Source organism: Streptomyces sp. SM1 (assembly GCF_002910825.1).
GTDB lineage: Bacteria > Actinomycetota > Actinomycetes > Streptomycetales > Streptomycetaceae > Streptomyces > Streptomyces okerensis.
In genome coordinates this window covers 1-17162 of sequence record NZ_NEUB01000779.1, presented here as the reverse complement: position 1 = coordinate 17162, position 17162 = coordinate 1, and the positions used below count along the sequence as shown (strand labels likewise).

14 protein-coding genes and 3 pseudogenes are annotated in these 17162 nt (G+C 65.3%); 12 read left to right on the top strand and 5 right to left on the bottom strand.

What is annotated here, in order from left to right; all coding sequences use genetic code 11:
* The 3 genes from B9S61_RS23965 to B9S61_RS23955 form a co-directional block, all read left to right on the top strand.
* Positions 1-372 (top strand): transposase family protein (locus tag B9S61_RS23965; RefSeq protein ID WP_146064936.1); only part of this gene is annotated, 372 nt, incomplete at its 5' end.
* Positions 373-481: 109 nt separating this feature from the next.
* Positions 482-1576, top strand: coding sequence for an NUDIX hydrolase (locus B9S61_RS23960; protein ID WP_103544110.1), 1095 nt, complete (start codon positions 482-484; stop codon positions 1574-1576).
* Between the two features lie 411 nt (positions 1577-1987).
* Positions 1988-2872: an XRE family transcriptional regulator gene (locus B9S61_RS23955; protein WP_258039824.1), complete on the top strand. Its 885-nt coding sequence runs from the start codon at positions 1988-1990 to the stop codon at positions 2870-2872.
* A gap of 358 nt (positions 2873-3230) precedes the next feature.
* On the opposite strand, the pseudogene B9S61_RS23950 reads toward B9S61_RS23955, so the two are convergent.
* Together B9S61_RS23950 and B9S61_RS23945 are read right to left on the bottom strand one after the other, a co-directional pair.
* Positions 3231-4069, bottom strand: a pseudogene (locus B9S61_RS23950) (SDR family oxidoreductase).
* A gap of 152 nt (positions 4070-4221) precedes the next feature.
* Complete coding sequence (locus B9S61_RS23945) at positions 4222-5013, bottom strand: carbon-nitrogen hydrolase family protein (protein WP_258039823.1); 792 nt, start codon at positions 5011-5013, stop codon at positions 4222-4224.
* Between the two features lie 1051 nt (positions 5014-6064).
* On the opposite strand from B9S61_RS23945, the gene B9S61_RS23940 reads away from it, so the two are divergent.
* The 4 genes and pseudogenes from B9S61_RS23940 (at position 6065) to B9S61_RS23925 (ending at position 8573) form a co-directional block, all read left to right on the top strand.
* Complete coding sequence (locus B9S61_RS23940; protein ID WP_103544107.1) at positions 6065-6421, top strand: DNA-binding protein; 357 nt, start codon at positions 6065-6067, stop codon at positions 6419-6421.
* 368 nt (positions 6422-6789) lie between these two features.
* Complete coding sequence (locus B9S61_RS23935) at positions 6790-8157, top strand: integrase (protein WP_103544106.1); 1368 nt, start codon at positions 6790-6792, stop codon at positions 8155-8157.
* A gap of 2 nt (positions 8158-8159) precedes the next feature.
* A pseudogene (locus tag B9S61_RS23930) lies at positions 8160-8291 on the top strand (undecaprenyl-diphosphatase); the annotation flags it as partial.
* Between the two features lie 102 nt (positions 8292-8393).
* Positions 8394-8573: a hypothetical protein gene (locus B9S61_RS23925; RefSeq protein ID WP_103544105.1), complete on the top strand. Its 180-nt coding sequence runs from the start codon at positions 8394-8396 to the stop codon at positions 8571-8573.
* 94 nt (positions 8574-8667) lie between these two features.
* On the opposite strand, the gene B9S61_RS23920 is transcribed toward B9S61_RS23925, so the two are convergent.
* Positions 8668-9408: an SDR family NAD(P)-dependent oxidoreductase gene (locus tag B9S61_RS23920; protein ID WP_103544104.1), complete on the bottom strand. Its 741-nt coding sequence runs from the start codon at positions 9406-9408 to the stop codon at positions 8668-8670.
* 34 nt (positions 9409-9442) lie between these two features.
* Positions 9443-9901, bottom strand: a pseudogene (locus tag B9S61_RS23915) (DUF4291 domain-containing protein); the annotation flags it as partial.
* A 130-nt stretch (positions 9902-10031) separates the two neighbouring features.
* Here B9S61_RS23915 and B9S61_RS40420 point away from each other — a divergent pair.
* From B9S61_RS40420 to B9S61_RS23900, 3 genes are all read left to right on the top strand, one after another.
* Positions 10032-11264 carry a hypothetical protein gene (locus tag B9S61_RS40420; protein ID WP_146064935.1) on the top strand — a complete coding sequence of 411 codons (1233 nt, stop codon included), beginning with the start codon at positions 10032-10034 and terminating at the stop codon, positions 11262-11264.
* Entirely contained in the window at positions 11251-12894 is a 1644-nt protein-coding gene (locus tag B9S61_RS23910; RefSeq protein ID WP_219819951.1) for an ATP-binding protein, read from the top strand. The genes B9S61_RS40420 and B9S61_RS23910 overlap by 14 nt, the downstream gene beginning before the upstream one ends.
* 378 nt (positions 12895-13272) lie before the next feature.
* The gene (locus B9S61_RS23900; protein WP_103544103.1) at positions 13273-14187 is read left to right on the top strand and encodes a phosphotransferase enzyme family protein; all 915 of its coding nucleotides are present in this window, start codon (positions 13273-13275) and stop codon (positions 14185-14187) included.
* A 3-nt stretch (positions 14188-14190) separates the two neighbouring features.
* Here B9S61_RS23900 and B9S61_RS23895 read toward each other — a convergent pair whose 3' ends face one another.
* The gene (locus tag B9S61_RS23895) at positions 14191-15564 is read right to left on the bottom strand and encodes a sporulation protein (RefSeq protein WP_103544102.1); all 1374 of its coding nucleotides are present in this window, start codon (positions 15562-15564) and stop codon (positions 14191-14193) included.
* A gap of 209 nt (positions 15565-15773) precedes the next feature.
* Between B9S61_RS23895 and B9S61_RS23890 the strand changes: the two genes are divergently transcribed.
* Together B9S61_RS23890 and B9S61_RS42540 are read left to right on the top strand one after the other, a co-directional pair.
* A complete protein-coding gene (locus B9S61_RS23890) occupies positions 15774-16331 on the top strand; it encodes an ATP-binding protein (RefSeq protein ID WP_103544101.1) in 558 nt (185 codons plus the stop codon).
* Positions 16332-16645: 314 nt separating this feature from the next.
* Positions 16646-16957 carry a hypothetical protein gene (locus B9S61_RS42540; RefSeq protein WP_078878048.1) on the top strand — a complete coding sequence of 104 codons (312 nt, stop codon included), beginning with the start codon at positions 16646-16648 and terminating at the stop codon, positions 16955-16957.
* Positions 16958-17162 lie beyond the last annotated feature (205 nt).

The window sequence follows — 17162 nt, the reverse complement described above, 5'->3', positions numbered from 1 at the left end:
ATCTGGGTCTCACCGGTCCGCCCGGGCCGCGAGCACGACACCACCTGCGCCCGCCACCACGGCCTGATCGATGCCCTCAACCGGATCGCTGCCGAGCTGGACATGCCGACCCTCGTCGACCTCGGCTACGAGAACGCCGGCGACGGTTTTCGCCACCCGCACAAGAAGCCCGCCGGAGGCGAGCTGACCGAGGCCCAGCAGACCTACAACAAGGTCATCCGCGGCGTCCACGGCGTCTGCGAGCGCGCCAACTCCCTGCTCAAGACCACCTTCAAGGCACTACGCCGGGTCAGCCTCGACCCCAGCCGCATCACGAAGATCGCCGCCGCAGCCCTCGTCCTGCTCCAGCTCGAGTACGACCGCACCATCTGATTAGTCACGCAACGTAATGATCCGTTACTGACAAAGACTCACTGCCTGACGGCGGTCAACCGCCTAACTCTTCCCTGGGCCGGACCGGCCCATGCTGACTTGGAGAGCAATGACGACCACATCCGTTCCCGGCGAGCTGCCCGGCACCACCATGACCGACGAGGCGTATGGCGCGCTGCGCGCGTCGGCCGCCCTGTGGGTCGGCACGTCTGTGCTGATCACCAACCCCTTCGGCCAGGTCCTGGTCCAGCACGTCGACTATCGCGACACCTGCCTCCTGGCCGGCGGCGCCGTCGACAAGAACGAGTCCCCCGCCCGCGCAGCAGCCCGTGAACTGGTCGAGGAGCTCGGAGTCACCGCCACCGTCGACCGCTGTCTCGCCATCGACTGGATCGCCGCCGACAGCACCGACGCACCCGCCGCCATGCGGTTTCCCGGCGAGATTCTGCACGTCTTCGACGGTGGCACCTGGGACGACGACCGCATCGGCGAAATCCGGTTGCCGCCAAGTGAGATCACCGGGATCGAATTCGTCGAGCCCGCGCGACTGCCCGATCTGCTCTCCCCGGCCGACGCCCGCCGCGCCCTGTCCGCGCTGCGCGCCCGGATCGACGCTGGCGGGACGGTGATCCTGGAGAACGGTCTCCCGCTCGCCCCGAGCATTCTCGACCGCGCTGCCGTACTGCAGACCGCCCGCCCCACCTACCACTACCCCTGGCACCATGGGCCAGCCCCGCACGACCTCGCCGTCACCCAGGTATGGGCCTGGTGCTTCGCGCCGGACGGACGCGTCCTCGTCCTCCTCGAACCCCACACCGGAGTCGCCATCCTGCCCGGCGGCACACCCGAGGAACAGGACCAGGGCGACCCCGTAGCCACCCTGCGTCGCGAAGTTAAAGAGGAGGCGACCGCCCGCATTGGTTGCCCGCTGCTCCTGGGACACGTCACCGACCCCTCCGTACGGCGCGGATACCTGCGCTACGCCGCCGCACTCACCAACGTCGGCCCCGCGCAGCCCGATCCAGCCACGGGCCACACCTACATCCGCATCCTGGCCACCCCCGAACAGGCCATGGAACTCTTCGACTGGGGGCCACCGGCCGTTGACCAGCTCGCGGTCGTCCACTGGGCCCGCCAGCAGCTCGGCGTTCCCCGGGCCGTCCGCCAACCTGTCACCGAACTCTCCGGCCCCACTGCCTGGTAGCCGCCGCTTCGTGTTATTTGGGACAACTGGGCGAAGAACCCGGCTCCCTTCAACAGCCGCCTCGACCGCTACCCAGGGCGCCAGCGATTCGCCGACGCCCTCGAACTCCCGCGCCAGGCGTTCGGCCTCGCTCCGCCCGCACCTCGCCCGGAGATACGACACGGTCAGCCGATCGGAGCATCTGCGGCCTTCCCCTGGATGCCGACCCATAGGCTCGGCAGTCCAGGACAGGAGGACGGTGAAGGTCCGTTGCGGCGAAGGAAGTTGATCGCGGGCTTTTCTGCCACGGCCGCGGCAGCCGCCGGCTCCCCACTCCTCGGGAACAGAACAGCCCAGGCAAGCGAGGCCCTGCTCGGAGAGCTGCTCGTCGCCCGTCTGCGTGATGCCATGCTCGGCCTAGGGCAGCCCCCTGTGACGCCGCCGGCCGAGACACTAGCGACGGACTTCACCCGCGCCCTCGCCGACTTCGACGCCTGCCGCTACGCCAGCCTCGCGGTGCGCCTGCCACGCCTCATCCGCTCCGGACATGCGCTCACCGCCAGCGCCCGTGAGGCCGGGGACTACGTGCTCCTGGCCAAGAGCTACCTGCTGGCGACCCGCATGCTCGTCAAGTTGGACGAGCAGCAGCTCGGCTGGATGGCCGCCGACCGCGCCCGCCAGCTCGCCGAAGCAGGCGGCGCACCCCTCGCTGTTGCCGAGTCTGCCCAGCAATTGGCCGTGCTCGCTCGAAAAGCTGGATGGCATCAGGAAGCCCTGTCGATCGCCCTGACCGCCGCCGACCACCCGGACCTGCGCAGTGCCGGACGCGCGGGAACGGCCCTACGAGGGCTCCTCGTCCAGAGCGCGTCCTACACCCTGGCCAGGCGGGGCGACCGGGACGGGATGCGTGAGCTCACGGACGAGGCCGCCGCGATCGCCACGGAACTCGGCGGCCGCACCATGCTTCGCGACCACGGCGGGGGCTTCAGCCCCCTCACCGTGCAGCTCCACCGGATCAGCGCCGAAAACCATGCGGGTGATCCTCTGGCCGCGCTTGATGCTGCCCGCAAGATCTCGCTGAAGGCGCTGCCCAGCGTCGAACGTCGCTCTCGCGCCCTCGGCGACATCGCCGTCACCTACGACCGTCTCGGCCGCCGCAGCGACTGCGTCCGAACCCTCCTGGCGGCGGAACGATGCGCTCCCGAGGAGACCCATGCCCGCCCAGCGACGAAATCGCTGATCGCGGGCCTGCTGGTCTTCGGGCCCACATCGACCGAGCTACGCGGCCTTGCCGAGCGCAGCGGCGTTCTCGCCTGAATGCGAAGGTCCTAACCCACTGCGGAGGGCCGAAGGCCGAACCTGATCCACCGGTCGGCCCGGAAGGAGCGCGTCCGGAGAAACCGCCCAGGCCACTGGTGTCGAGCTACGCGTCCTGCGGGTCGAGGTCGGCTGCCCGGATGATCACGCGCTCGCTTGGGGCCCCGGGGACTCCCCCTGACTCACCGCCCAAGGTGGCTGCCGCCACCCGCCGCGCTCCGTCGCCCGAGCCGTGGGGACGGCAACCCCGCCCGGGCCGTCGCCGCGCACGGCGTGCTGTTCCTGGGCGCGTTCGCAAGGTCGTCCAACTACCGTCCATCACGCTCGGCTCCGGCCCGCCGGCCCTGAGCGGTCGGAGTCAGCGGTCGGGGTTTTGACGCCTGAGGAACTCCCGGGCTCCGCGAAGGCGGATGGCCAGGCGCTTTTGGGTGGCGCGGCTGTCGAGCTGAACGCAAAGTCCGCCGGGGAGGCCGCTGTCGGCACGTCGACCGGCCGGAAGCAGCGATGCGTCAAGGCCATCCCGCTGCGCAATGAGGGTGCCCAGCTCGTGACGGCTCAGGGCGTCCGGGCCGGCGAGGTGGAAGACGCCGGCAGCGTCGGAGCGGGTGATCTCCCACAGGGCGGCGGCCAGGTCCGTCACGTGGACGGGGCAGCGGATGTCGTCGGTGAACAAGGCACCCCGCCGGGTGCCGTCGGCCAGCGCGTGCACCAGCTGCTCGTGCTCGGAGTGGCCGTTGCCGATGATCAGGGAGGTGCGGGCGACGGCCGCGTCGGGGCACAGGAGGCGTACTGCGGTCTCGGCTGCCGCCTTGCCGGCCCCGTACGGGGTGAGCGGGTCCGGAAGACAGGACTCGTCATAGCGGTCGCGGCCCACGTGGAGAAAACGGCGTCACTGGAGACGTGTACCAGGCGGATACCGCGCTCGGCCGCGGTCAGGGCGAGGCGGATGCCGCCTTCGGCGGTGATAGTCCAGTCCGCTCCGCCGCTCGTCACGTTGATCACCGCGTCCGGAGCCACCGTGGTGAGCACCTCCTCCAGGTGGAGGGGATCGCGAAGGTCGAGATGGTGCCATGCCGCCCCGTCGTAGTCGCCGGGACGGGAATGGTACGTGGCGGCCGGGTGACGGCCCGCGGATACCGCCTGGCGTACTAGCTCGGCCCCCAGGAAGCCGCTGCCGCCGATGATCAGCACAGTCATGCCGCCTCACGCTACGGGCGAGCGCCACCGCCCAGAGCCGCTTCAGCAGAACTCACGCGTCCCCTGGAGACGGTCGCGGTGTTCAAGCGGACCCTCATGTGACGAGGCCCTGATTCTGTACGCGGTATGACTGGCAGGTGGGCGGGGCGGTGTCAGAAGGCCATGCGGGTGTCGCTTCGTGGGTCCCCGGTTACCAGATGTTCGTCGTAGAGCCCGTTCTGTGCCGAACGGCGCCAGGGCCGGGCGTAACGGAGGGCCACGTCGATGTCCGGGTCGGTCGAGTCGAGGTCGATGTCCGCGACCGCGAGAGCGGGTTGCCCGTCGGCGGGGCATTGCGCCAACCACCGGCCGCCGGGTGCCACGATCCCGGACGGCACCGTGGCGCTGTACTGGGCTGGGATGGAGTAGCCGAGCCAGTAGTTGTAGAGCGTTCCGTAGGCCTGGGCGACCCGCGCCCGCGGCGCGTCGTCGACCATCACGGAGAGCAGGACGCAGTCGACGTCCAAGCGTTCGTATTCGGCGAAGAGCGGCGGGAAGTTCGCCTCGACGCACAGCGCACAGCCGATGCGAATGCCGTCCACCTCAAAGACCACGGATTCACGCCCCGGGGTGTACAGGTAGGAGACCTCGGTGTGCGACAGGAAGCGCTTGTCATATCGCGCGACCAGCTCGCCACGGTCTGAGACGATGAACAGGCTGTTGTGGGGCCGGTTCGGGGGTGTGAGCGGGTGGATCGACCCGAACGCCGTCCACAGCCGCAGTTCCCCCGCCAGCGCAGCGATCGACTCGGCCTCTTCGCGCAGGACGTCCCAAGCGGCACGGCTCCAGTCGGCCGGGGTCAAGCCGCCGTCCGGGGCGGCCGCCATCACGTGCTTGCTCGGGTAGGTGATCGCCCCCTCAGGGAACTGCACCAGGCGCGCGCCCGCGCCGACGGCCTCAGCCATCAGGGCCCGGATCTCCTCCCCGGCCGCTCGCAGCGTGCCTCGGTCGGTAGGATCCTCCGACACAATGCTCTGCGCGACAGCCAGCCGCAATGTCCTCGCCATGACGTGGACGCTATGGCATCTCCACCGCCGTGGCGTGAAGCTCTGGCCGGCCCGTCCGGATCCGCGCAGTTCCTGTCCGGTTCGCCGACTGTGACCGGTGAGCTGGCACGCCGACCGCAGTGAGGGTCGGCCCACGTCCAGACCGTGACCACGCGCCTCGTCGACCTTCGGCGCCCCGTTCCACACAAAGTCCCGGCCGTAGGCCCGGCGTTCTGGACCGGAGCGGCGCCGGTGGTGCCGCCGGGGTACTCGATGCCGGCAGGTCGTCGTGGACTTGGTGTAGATGACGAGGCAGTCCAGGGGACGGCCAGCAGCAACGTCGATCTTCAAGTTCTCGCGAACGGATCGCCGCCGTCGGCTGACGCGCACCTACGGAGGCCCGGGCGGGTCAGACGTCCGGTGGGCGGCCGGCCCGTGTCAGTCGCCACACCGTGCACCAGGACATCGCCCGCCACTCCCCCCGCGCCCCCGCAAAGCCCCTCGGCGAACCCCCGCAACAGGGCGCGATCACATAGACCCCAAAGGTCACTCCACGGCGCGCCGTGCCCACCAGCATGCGACCGAGACTCACATGCATGGCGAGCTGCAGAGATTCAGGAGCCGAGGGATTCAACAGGAGGTCAATAGCGATCGACTGAGCGAGTGAGTAGCGACTCGTCCCGAAGGGCAGAGGATCTGATTGACGAGTCGATAGGCCAGTCGTTAGGCTTTCAGGGTGATCCTTGATAGGCGAACCGGAGCACCACCCATGAGGACTTGACACACACCGGGAACTGACTCGACATCATCGCTGCAGCACAGCGTCGGCAGTGCCGCAGCTTAAGGTGCGCTCCGCGCTGACACGTGAGGAGCAGCCGTCTACAAGTTCGTACGAGTTCCTGCGCTCGCTTCATGCCCGGGTGCCTCCCAGCTGACGCAGCACCCCAACAGCCCAAACGGAAGAGGTGCCATGACTAGCCCCGAAACGAACCGCACCGGCGCCGAGCGCAAGGCCATGATCGATGCGGCCATGCGGGCCCTTGAGCAGGGCGAGGTGACGCTCGACCCAGGGGAGGCGGCCCGCGTCATCGGCTGCGGCGAGAGGTGGCTACGAGATGGGGCCAACCAGCGCGGCTTCCCTCACCACCGCTTCGGCAAATTTCTGCGGTTCAGCCTCCAGGACTGCCGCGAAATCCGGGAGATTCATCACAAGATGACCCGGCCGTCGGAGCTGGCCAAGGCCCGCCGCCGCAAGGCCACTCCACGTAAGTCTGCTGGCAGCGACCCGGCTACGCCGGCCACCGTCCGACTCAAGCCCGCCGTGTGAGGCAATCCCTGAGGGTATGCCACGACCGGCAGCCTCACCCCCACTTGCTTCTCCCAGACGAAGGAGCGCATAGGTCGGCTCGCTCCGCCGAACCCGCCCTGACGTGAGAAAACTCCCGGACCAGGGCGGGTTTTCCCATGCCCGGCAACCTGCGCGTCACCCCAACGCGGCTTCCGTAACTCACCAAGTGATGATGTGTCCGTTGCGGACGGTCCGAGTCGTGGGGTGTATCCCGGCCGTTCCACGCCAGGCTCCGGGCCACACCCAAGGGGTGCATGCATGATCCCCGCAGTCCCACACCCCGCGACACATCTGCCTCATTCAACTGCCCGAACTCTGCCCCTACCGCCCAGAAAGAGAGACACCTGATGCCCTACACCGAGTGGCGCGGCAACTTCTGCCGCGTCCGCTGGAAGACCGGCCGCATCAAGCCGAACGGGAAGCCCGAGTACGACAGCCAGGGTGGCTTCACCGACGAGGATGTCGCCTACGCGTACGGACTGGATCGGGAATCCGACGTTCGCAACGCGCGCTACGTAAGCCGCCGCGACGGAAGCATCCTCATGTCCACCTACTGCCCCAAGTGGCTCAAGACGCAGGACGTTGGGCACCTGCGATGGCGAACGATCGACGGCATCCTGCGCAACCACATCGTGCCCTACTGGGGCGAGACCTCCGTGGGCGACATCAAGGCCTCCGACTACCGCGTGTGGAGTCTCCATCTAGACGCCCAGCCCGGTGTCGGTGACGCGTACGCCAGAGAGATCCGGCTCGTGTTCAGCATGATCATGGACGATGCGGTCGATGACAGCCTACGGGCCGAATCACCGGTGAAGAAGAAGTCCCGACGCGGCAAGTACACGAAGAAGCCCCGGGAGAAGAAGCAGGACATGCAGATAAAGGAGGTGCACCAACTTGCCCTCAATGCACTTACCTTCTGGGGTTTCGCCGGCTACGTCTTCTTCCTGACGATGCCGTTCACGGTCATGCGGCCTGCCGAGCTCTACGCTCTGCGCCGCGAGTTCTGCCACCCGAACTGGCCGACCTCAGACCCCGACCTTGAACGGCGGAAAGAAGCCCTGGAGCGCTACGGGCCAACGGCACTGCCCGTGCTGCGCGTCCAGTGGCAGTTCCAACGCGAGTTCGGCAAGGGACCGGTGAAGCTCTTCCCGCCAAAGTACGAATCCCATCGAAATCTCTCTCTCCCCGGATTCCTCGCGGAGCTGCACACTGCGCTCCTCGCCACCCATGACAACGAGTACCTGTTCCCGGCCATTGGTGGCGGGCTGCTGGCCAACGCAAACTTCAGCTACTCCTACTGGCAGCCGGTCTCGCGCGGTCGACCAGCCTCCGAGGAGTTCGAGAGGGTTCGCCTGGGCCAGCCCCAGCTGGTCACCTCCCGCCGTCCCCTTCCGGAGGTCCCTGCGACCGCATACGCCGGGAAGCGGCTGTACCTGCTTCGTCACGGCGGCAAGGAGTGGTTGGACGAAGATCGACACAGTCGCATCGCCGTGGAGACCCGCATGGGCCACGAGGTCGCTGGCGTGGAAGGTCTCTACTCGCACGTTACCCTGACCATGGAGCAGGAGATTGCCGATTCGCTGCAAACCAGGTGGCTGCGCTTCGTGGCCAGCGAGGGAGAGCACTGGAAGGTGCCATCTCCCACTGCTCTCCCATTCGATCTTGAAGAGTGGTGGAAACAGCAGGTCAAAGCCGCTCAGGACCTCGACGCTTGAACTGGTTCATGAAGTTCATCTCGACGAAGAGCTTCATGCCGTTCGTCTGGTACCGCATCGCGCTCGGGATCATGATCATCATTCTGGTCTCCATGGGCACCCTCAGCCCGCACGCGGCGGAGTCGGCCGGCTGAGACCGTGCGGCGGGGAGGTGACCGGGGCACGTGACCGAACACATACGGGTCGGGTAGCCGTCCGGTAGCGCACTGTCAGTCCGTGGCCCTAGGCTTGTCCGCATGTCCCCCGATTTAACGACCCCTGGTTCCGCGCGGTCCGCCGCCGAGGTCAACGAGCAGATCCGCGCCCTGTGGCTGCGCGCGGGCGGCTCCCTGTCCGCCCAGGAACGCGCGGAGTACGAGTTGCTGGTGGTCGAGTGGGCCGCGGCGATCCGCAGCCGGGTCGCCGAAGCGGTCTGAACGCCCCCGCGGTCCCGACACGTCCCGGCGTCCGCCCGCCCTCGTGCCTCCGGTACGCCTCGGTGCCCGCCCGTGCCCCGCGCACCCGGTGCCCTCAGCGTCCGCCCGCCACCCGCAGTACCGTTCCCGTGGTGTACGAGGCGTCCGGCGACATCAGCCACGCCACGGCCGCCGCGATCTCCTCGGCCTGTCCGGCGCGCCGCAACGGGATCGCCCCGGCGACCTGCCGGGCACGGTCCGGGGCACCCATGGCGGCGTGCATCTCCGTGTCGATCACGCCCGGGGCGACCGCGTTGACCCGGATGCCGTCCGGACCGAGCTCCTTGGCCAGGCCGAGGGTGAGGGCGTCGACGGCGGCCTTGGTCGCCGCGTAGTGCACGTACTCGTTCGGACTGCCCAGCGTGGCGGCGCCCGACGAGATGTTCACGATGACCCCCTCGCCCCGGGGCACCATCAGCTGGGCCGCCCGCCGCGAACACAGCAGCGTCCCCATGAGGTTGACGTCGACGACCCGCCGCAGGGTACCGGTGTCGGCCTCGGTGAACCGCCCCAGCGGCCCGGTCACCGCCGCGTTGTTCACCAGCCCGGTCACCGGACCGAGCTCCCGCTCCGCCACCTCGAAGAGCCGCTCGGCGTCCGCCTCGACGGCCGTGTCCGCGCGCACGGTCACGGCTCGAGCCCCGGCAGCCCGCACCCCCTCCGCCACCGACTCGGCGGCAGCGGCGTCGCGGACGTAGTTCACCACCACGTCGTGCCCCTCCGCCGCGAGCCGCAGACAGGTCGCGGCCCCGATCCCCCGGCTTCCACCGGTGACCACCGTGACCAGACGCTTCATGACTACCTCCTGGCGAGAACGCGGGACGAAGGTCTCAGGCTCGCAGATGCGCGAGCAGTTCCCCGTCAAGACGGAGAGGACGCTCCCCGGGCAGCATCCCGGCCGCCCGCTCCGGCTCCCCCGCGCGCACCAGCGCACGGATCTCGGTGGCGAGCCGCGTCACGTCCTCGATGCCCACGATCCACTCGTCGGCGTACCGCGCGGCCGCCTCCCCCGCGAGCCCCAGCTGGAGCGAGCGGTACGGCAGCGGACGGAGCCACAGATCCCGCTCCGGGTCCCACTGCACCCGCGCGGGCGCCTCCCGCAACCGCCGCTTCCAGGCCGCCGCGTCACCGTGCAGGCCGGGGACGTAGTGCGAAAGACACGAGTTCCGCAACGCCCACACCAACCCCTCCCGGCCGATCTCCACGGCCAGCACGGTCTCCTGGTCCTTCTTCGTGCCCCAGCCGCAGCGGTACATCATCCACAGGAAGGACGGCTTGATCCATGTCAAGGCGCGTTCACAGACCTTGTACCCGGGTGGTAGCGGGGTTTGATCAACGCGATGTCGCGCCTTCCCCTCACTCGAAGCCTTGAGTCATCAAAACGACAGCACCGGTCTGTCACCACGCGTACCATGTCAGATGGTTGGCAACATACGTCGCGGTGGCCCACATTGCTTCACCCGCCCCGGGACTATGCCGGGATGCTGGGAGGGGTGTACGGCGCTGGGCGGCAAAACATGGTCCTCTGATGGGGGACACCACGCCATCAAGGGCTTCGCTTTTCAGTTCGATGCATCATTGCTGCAAGTCCTGACGAACCCTGGTGTAGCCGTCGAGATCGAGGGTGCACAGGATATTGGCGTTCGCACCTTTCATATCCAGGTCAAACACAGAAGCACCTCTTATAGCCTTTCACGGATCGCGCCAGCGGTGCGACAAATGATGAGCCAGTTCGCCACTGACAGTACACTCAGATTCGCGCTCTATGGACATTTCCCCGATCGGATCCCTGGCGAGACATTGCGAATCAACAGGGAAGAGTTAGAAACCGCACTCGGGAAATTTTCTGACGACTACAGTAATGACATCAAAGATTGGTTCACGAAATCTTTCGAGGTGATTTTTGCACCGGACTTCGTGTCACAATTCAGTTCAGTCCTTGATCATCTGAAGCGAACGCTTCGGGCACGGAGTGAAGCGGAAGCCCTTTGTTGGCATGCGGTAATCCATGGATACCTGCGTGATGTCATCCTGAAGCGACCACTAGGAGAGCGGAGCATCACTCTTCGCGACCTGAGAGATCTAGTACACCAGGCTCGCACGGCCGTCTTCGAGGCCAGTTACGCTCAGGTTTGTGGCCACGAAAAGTATTTGAGGTTGATTCGCGAGGAGTACAAGAGCGTCACCGCACATGTGCCACCTCGAGAACGACTTATCCTCGTTGAATGCGACGATCAGACTCACCCGCTGGACCTAGTCGACGTAGCAGTATGTCTCCAGCGTCGATACTTCGCCGGCGAGTCGCCGGCACCATATGTATGTTTCCGCGGCCCAATTGGATTGCTCTCGATTAAGCATGCTCTTTGGCAGCAAAGAGTGCACTTCCATGACGGGTTTGACTATGGTGGTGCAGAGTTTAGCGTCCAAAGTCTTGTCTCCCCGCGCCTTCCTGGCCACGGAATCAAGCTGGTCGATCCCTTAGTTCTGGCGCAACTGGTCGGCCATGTGAAAATGAACGAAGTGCATGACTTCTACCTCACTGAACCAACAGGGAATCTATTCCCTGATGCCAGGGTGCGGCATGTGATCGTCCAGTCACCTTCTGATCTGCGTGAAGTCTTCAAGAGTGGGGGTAGCGGTGTCAAGCGCTGAGGTTGTAGGGGTTTACCCCGACCGCATTAAAATCGCTGTCACTGATATCAAGGAGCTTTCCGAGGGAGATCCCCTCAAGGTCGGCTCTTATTTGCGAGTATTTGATAGTGCTGATTGTTCCATCATTGCCATCATTGAAAACTTCTCGATCGAACTAAAGCCCATTGCTTCAGGGAATGGATCGGGCCCTTCGGATTACCAGCGGGTGTACATTCTGGAAGCCTTGCCTCTCGGATTTCTCGACACAGACGGCAACTTCGAGCGGGGTGGAGGAAGTATCGCTATTCCTCCTAAATCGGTTGAAGTGGCGACGCGCAGCGAGGTCCAAAAGGTGTACGACACCGTTCCGGAAGAAAAGAAATTCCTGTTTGCTCGGCTAGCGCACGAGCGTCACGTAGATGTCCCGGTTGACGGGGACAAGTTCTTTAACCGACACCTCGCGATTGTTGGTTCCACTGGATCTGGAAAGTCGCATGCAATGGCTAGGATCATCCAAACCGCGACTGGCATGAGAGATTCCCAGCATGGGGACTACCAGCTCAACAATACCCATATCATTATTTTCGACATTCACTGTGAATATCGGACCGCTTTTCCCGATGCGAACTTTCTAAATGTTCATCAGCTCACGCTACCCTTCTGGTTGCTAGATTCCGAAGAACTTCAGGATCTTTTGATCGAGAGTAGTGAGGAGCAGTCGCATAACCAAGTCGCCGTCTTGAAGCGCGCTGTAACCGACAGCCGGCGAGCGCATTTTGATGGCGAAGAGAAACTAAGGGAGCGCATCCACTACGATTCGCCTCTTCGGTTCGATTTCGAGGATGTATTGACGGCAGTCCGCGACAAGAATGAGGAGATGATCGACGGGGCCCGCGGCCCGAAGCAAGGGCAATTGCACGGGAAGCTGGATAATTTCCTCACCCGTCTGGAGAATCGCTTCAACGACCGCAGGCTTGACTTCTTGATGGGACAGCGAGCGAAAGAAACAACTCTTGAGGAGACTCTGAGGCAGTTCACTGGTTACACAACTGAATCCACATCCAATGTCACCGTGATCGACCTCAGTGGCGTCCCGTTTGAGGTCTTGAGTATCACCGTTTCACTCATTTCTCGGCTTCTCTTTGACTATGCGTATTACTACAAGAAGACGCATCCCGAAATGCGAACGGATACCCCGCTTTTGGTGGTGTACGAGGAGGCACACAAGTACGTCCCGAAGGGTGGGCCGGCGAAATTTAACGCCGCCCGCAAGGCGATCGAGCGGATCGCTAAAGAGGGCCGCAAGTACGGCATCACGGCTGCGATTGTCAGCCAAAGGCCATCAGAGATCTCCGAGACAATCTTCTCCCAATGCAGCAATTTCCTTGCAATGCGGTTGACGAACCCTGAGGATCAGAACTATGTGAAGCGACTAATTCCTGACTCTCTCGGGCCGTTAACGCAGTCGCTTCCTATGCTTTCCTCGGGTGAGGCACTGCTCATCGGAGACGCCGCTGTCATGCCTTCACTCGTACGCTTGGAGGAAGCGCTGCCGGTGCCTTCTTCCAGCGACGTACGGTACCTTCAGGAATGGGTGCGCCCCTGGCATGATGTACTGTTTCCGCCAATCGTTGCTGATTGGGAACACTAACCTCGACGCAGCCAAGAGAACGTCCTCTATGGGGTAGGTGAAGGTTACCAACCAGAAGGAGATACAGCAGTGAGCGGAAGATTCCCGGAAGTCGATTGGTTCTGCGACCGGTGCCACGAGCACCTGAATAATCAGTCCGGCTTCGACGACAACAAATATACCTGGAAGTGCACAGACTGCGGCCACAAGAACAGCATTTCGAAAGACAATATATACGAATCCCATGAGAAATTCCTCGGATCTGAATAACCTATAGCTCAGGTCACTCTCGTGTACGCGGGTTGTCCCGGGTACGGTCGTAGTCGTGTCTGGCGCACGCAGGGTTGGTCACCCGAAGCGTGCGCAGGGGATCGCGCGACTAGGGGAGCTGGTACGGACATGGCGGCTGATGCTGCTCGAACGCAAGAGGGGTTCACGTCGGCGAGGGCTACGCGGGTGATGGTTGGCGCGTGCCGGTCGGCGGGGCTGAATGACGGGGGCGCGGAGCTGATCCGGTTCGGGGAGAACGCTCTGTTTCGTCTGGCATCGGTGCCCGTGGTCGTACGGGTGGCTCGGGGCGAGGAGTGGCTACCCAAGGCGCGTACCGAGGTGGCCGTGTCACAGTGGTTGGCGGGTGAGGGCTTCCCCGGGGCGCGCATCCTCGACGATCTCGAACAGCCGCTCTTGATCGACGGACACCCGGTGACCTTCTGGCATCTCATCCGTGAAAGTGACCGTAAGGCAACCTATGGGGAGTTGGGCGGCATTCTTCGAGAGCTCCACTCGATGACGTTGCCGGCCGGGGTGGAGTTTCCCTCGTTTGATCCCTTCGGCAAGCAAGACTTGCGGATCGACCGGGCTCCGATTCCGGAGGATGACCGGGTCTTCCTGCGGAAGCGCTGGCGTGAGTTGCGTGATCAGTTCGAAGAGCTGAGCTTCGAGACTCCCAAGGGGCCTGTCCACGGTGATGCTCACGTGCAGAACCTCATGGTGGACGATCAAGGGCAAGTCATTTTGATCGACTTCGAGGCGTTCTGCTTCGATCGCCCGGAATGGGACCTGATGGTCACGGCAACGGAGCATCACAGCCTTGGGTGGCAGACGGGCGAGCAGTACGCCGACTTCGTGCGGGCGTATGGGCGGGACCTGTATGACTGGCCCGGCTACGACACGCTGCGTCGGCTTCAGGAGTTCGGCATGACGACGTGGCTCATGCAGAACGTGCGGGAGGACGAGGGGACAGCTGCCGAGTACCGCCGGCGCATCTCGGCGTTGCGTAACGATGATGCGCCTCGGGACTGGCGGCCGTGGTAGCTGCTACTCGTCGTCGTCCAGACGGGCCATTGCCTCGCTCACCTTCTCGTTGAACGCGACTACGGCGGGGTGGGCCGCGTGTGTGCTCACCTCGGCCTGGAAGTCGGTCACGTAGCGCTGGAAGCGGGAGGACTGGAGGGAGTCTCCGCCGTCGACGGCCAGGCTCGCGGTGGTGACCGCGGCTTCCAACTCGCCGTCTATGAGCTGGCTCTGGGCGAGCACCATGCGGCAGAAGCCGAGGGTGCGGGCGTATGCCGGGTCGGTGCTGTCGACGGCGCGCTGTGCCTGCTCGACGGCTTCGCGACGCATCCGCAGATCGCGGAAGCAGTGGCAGAACTCGCCCGTGAGTTCCGCCTCGTCGAAGTAGTTCAGCCATGCCGGGTCGTCTGCGCTGTCGGCGTGCTCGAAGTGGCGTTCCGCTTCGTTCATCGCGCGGGCCGCGCCGGCCTTCTCGCCTGCGTTGGAGAGGGCGCGGGCCTCCATGGCCCAGTAGTTGGACATAGCGCGTGGGGTGGCTCGGCCCTTGGCGCCCTCGACGGCGGCGCGGGCGAGTTGGACGGCTTGGGCGTGGTTGCCGAGGTAGTTCGCTTGGTGGCTGAGGTTGCCGAGGATGCGGGCGCCGAACATGCGGTCGTCGATGACCTGGGTAAGGCGGAGCGTGGACGACAGGTAGCGGTGGGCGAGTCGGTGATTCCCGGTGTCGTACGCGGTCCACGCGAGGAGCTGGGAGACCTCGGCGGCGGCGCCGAATAATGCGGTGCCCACCTTCTCGCTGTAACTGACGTCCAACAGCGGCAGCACTTCGTGGCGGAAGTAGTGGCGTAACGCCTTGTGGCCGTGGCCTCCGCCGTACTTGAAGTCGAGTTGCATGAACATGCTGGCGGCGTCTCTGATCGCGCGTACGTCGCGCATGCCGACCCGTTGGCGTCCGGGACGGTCGGCCTGGATGCCGTCAGGGCGCGCGATCATCCATGAGAGGACAGCGGAGCTGAGGTCACCGTCCGCAACGATCAGCCGGTCGTCGACGGGTGTCCCCACGTTCTCGTCTGCAAGGCTGCCCAGCGTGGAGAGCACTTCGGGAACAGTGCTCGGGTAGCCGACCGGCTGAGGGGCGGCGGGCTGCGCGTGGTCGAAGAAGCCGAGATCGCCGGGCGTGATGCGGCGGCCGAGTTTGGTGCTCAGTACGTTCGCCATGATCGCTGCGGCCTGGGGCTGGATGCCTGTGCCGTCCCGCCATCGCTGTACGGATACGTGCGTCGTTCCCAGGTTGATACCGCGTGCGGCGGCGGTGTCCTTCATGCGCTTCGCAAGGCCCTTGTTCGAGACCTTGGCCTGCTCCATGACGGCAATCAACTGCGCGTTCGGCTCTCGGCTCATGCTCCCCTGCCAACCCGAGAATGACGGCGAGTGTTCATCGTGTCACAGCAGTATCAGCCTCGGGGGTTCATTGGTGAACCCCCTTGGCCTTTGCCGGTGTTCACGTGAACCCCCTGGTGAACGTTCCCGGTCACGCCTGCTTCGCCGTGTACTGGCGTGCGTGAAGCAAGCGGTGCCTTGAGGGCCGCGGGGTCTCGGAAGGGGAAGTGATGGATGCGGGGAAGACCGAACGGCTGGCGGGTGAGCTGGACGCGTATGCGCACTGGTTCGCGTCGCCGGAGCCGTACTCGGACGGGCACTTCCTGTCGTTGACGTTGTTCGCCGAGTTCAGCGACACGGCGCGCGTCGCGCGATACATGACGGCCGTGTTCCTCCGGGGCGCGGGCGCCTGTGCGGTGGTGGACGATGCTCGGTTGGTTGTCTCGGAGCTGGTCGGCAACGTGGTGAATCACGCCGTACCGGACCGGCACCTGTCCACTCCCGGTGGCTGTCGGCGCATTGACCTGATCTTCAAGCTGTGGCCGAAGTGGCTGTTCATCGGTGTCGCCGATGAGGACTCGACCCCTCCGCTGCTTCCGGTGGGAGAGGTGTTCTCCTCGGGACTGCTCGGAGAGCTGCCTGAAGCGGTGCTGCCTGACAGCGGTCGGGGACTGCTGATCGCTCAGCGCCTGGCGGCGGCGGTCTGGTGGACGCCGGAGGAACGCGGCGGGAAGACGGTCTGGGCCCGCTTCGATCTGAACGGCGAAGAAGCGCCCGTACCGCACTGATGATCTCCGGGCCGCTGCCCTGGTTTCGCTCCTTCGCGATCGGGAGCGGGCGGCGGCCTGGTAACCGGCCGGAGCTTGACCCCTCCGGCCAGGGCGCGGCTCCTCCGGACTTCCGGGAGCTCCCCTCCCGGCCGGAGGGCCGCGCCTGACAACCACAAACCGAGACCGGGCCACCCCATCAGCCCTGGAAAGCGAAGGGTGGCCCGGCTGGGAACGCGGCGGTTCCCGGTGCCTGATGGTACCGGGGCCGCCGCGCTGCGTGCTTGCCCTGGTCCAAAGAGATGTGACGACTCGTTACCTGGATCGGGACAGAGGTGGGCAAGGTGACTGGCTCGGGTGAGAGCTGGCTGAGCGACGGTCTTGATGACGTTGCAGGGGACGACTACTGCGGACTGTGGGTGCCGGGAGTCGACTACGTATCGGGCTGGCGCACGGCGCGTGAGGCTGCCGACCGGTTGAACCGAGCGCTCCTCGGGGTGGGCATCGAGCTGTCCGCCGTGCGGGCGGTCGCCTCGACGGACGGGGACGGACGCGGGGTTGTGCGGCTGGCTGGCCGGCCGGAAGCTTCTGAGCTCCTTGCCGGGCTTCTGGAAGAGCTCGCTGACCGTAGCGGCGGTGCGGCATGAGGGGCCTTCTCGCCAGTGAGCGGCGCACGTGGGCACGTCGCCTGCCGGAGAGACTCTGGGCGGTAGCTGCCATGGGGCGAGTGAACAGGGGGCCCTACGCTGGCCCGGCGAATCGGGCAGGCACTGGTCCTGCCCGCGTTTGTGCCCGATGGGCCCCCTGTTCTTCGAGGCTCGCCCCGTGGGAGCTGCCTAAAGTCTCGGAGGC

Excerpts from the sequence above, each read along its gene's own strand:
- B9S61_RS23960 (WP_103544110.1), top strand. The coding sequence starts at position 482 with ATGACGACCACATCCGTTCCCGGCGAGCTGCCCGGCACCACCATGACC.
- B9S61_RS23945 (WP_258039823.1), bottom strand. The coding sequence starts at position 5,013 with ATGGCTGAGGCCGTCGGCGCGGGCGCGCGCCTGGTGCAGTTCCCTGAG.
- B9S61_RS23940 (WP_103544107.1), top strand. The coding sequence starts at position 6,065 with ATGACTAGCCCCGAAACGAACCGCACCGGCGCCGAGCGCAAGGCCATG.
- B9S61_RS23935 (WP_103544106.1), top strand. The coding sequence starts at position 6,790 with ATGCCCTACACCGAGTGGCGCGGCAACTTCTGCCGCGTCCGCTGGAAG.
- B9S61_RS23925 (WP_103544105.1), top strand. The coding sequence starts at position 8,394 with ATGTCCCCCGATTTAACGACCCCTGGTTCCGCGCGGTCCGCCGCCGAG.
- B9S61_RS23920 (WP_103544104.1), bottom strand. The coding sequence starts at position 9,408 with ATGAAGCGTCTGGTCACGGTGGTCACCGGTGGAAGCCGGGGGATCGGG.
- B9S61_RS40420 (WP_146064935.1), top strand. The coding sequence starts at position 10,032 with ATGGTTGGCAACATACGTCGCGGTGGCCCACATTGCTTCACCCGCCCC.
- B9S61_RS23900 (WP_103544103.1), top strand. The coding sequence starts at position 13,273 with ATGGCGGCTGATGCTGCTCGAACGCAAGAGGGGTTCACGTCGGCGAGG.
- B9S61_RS23895 (WP_103544102.1), bottom strand. The coding sequence starts at position 15,564 with ATGAGCCGAGAGCCGAACGCGCAGTTGATTGCCGTCATGGAGCAGGCC.
- B9S61_RS23890 (WP_103544101.1), top strand. The coding sequence starts at position 15,774 with ATGGATGCGGGGAAGACCGAACGGCTGGCGGGTGAGCTGGACGCGTAT.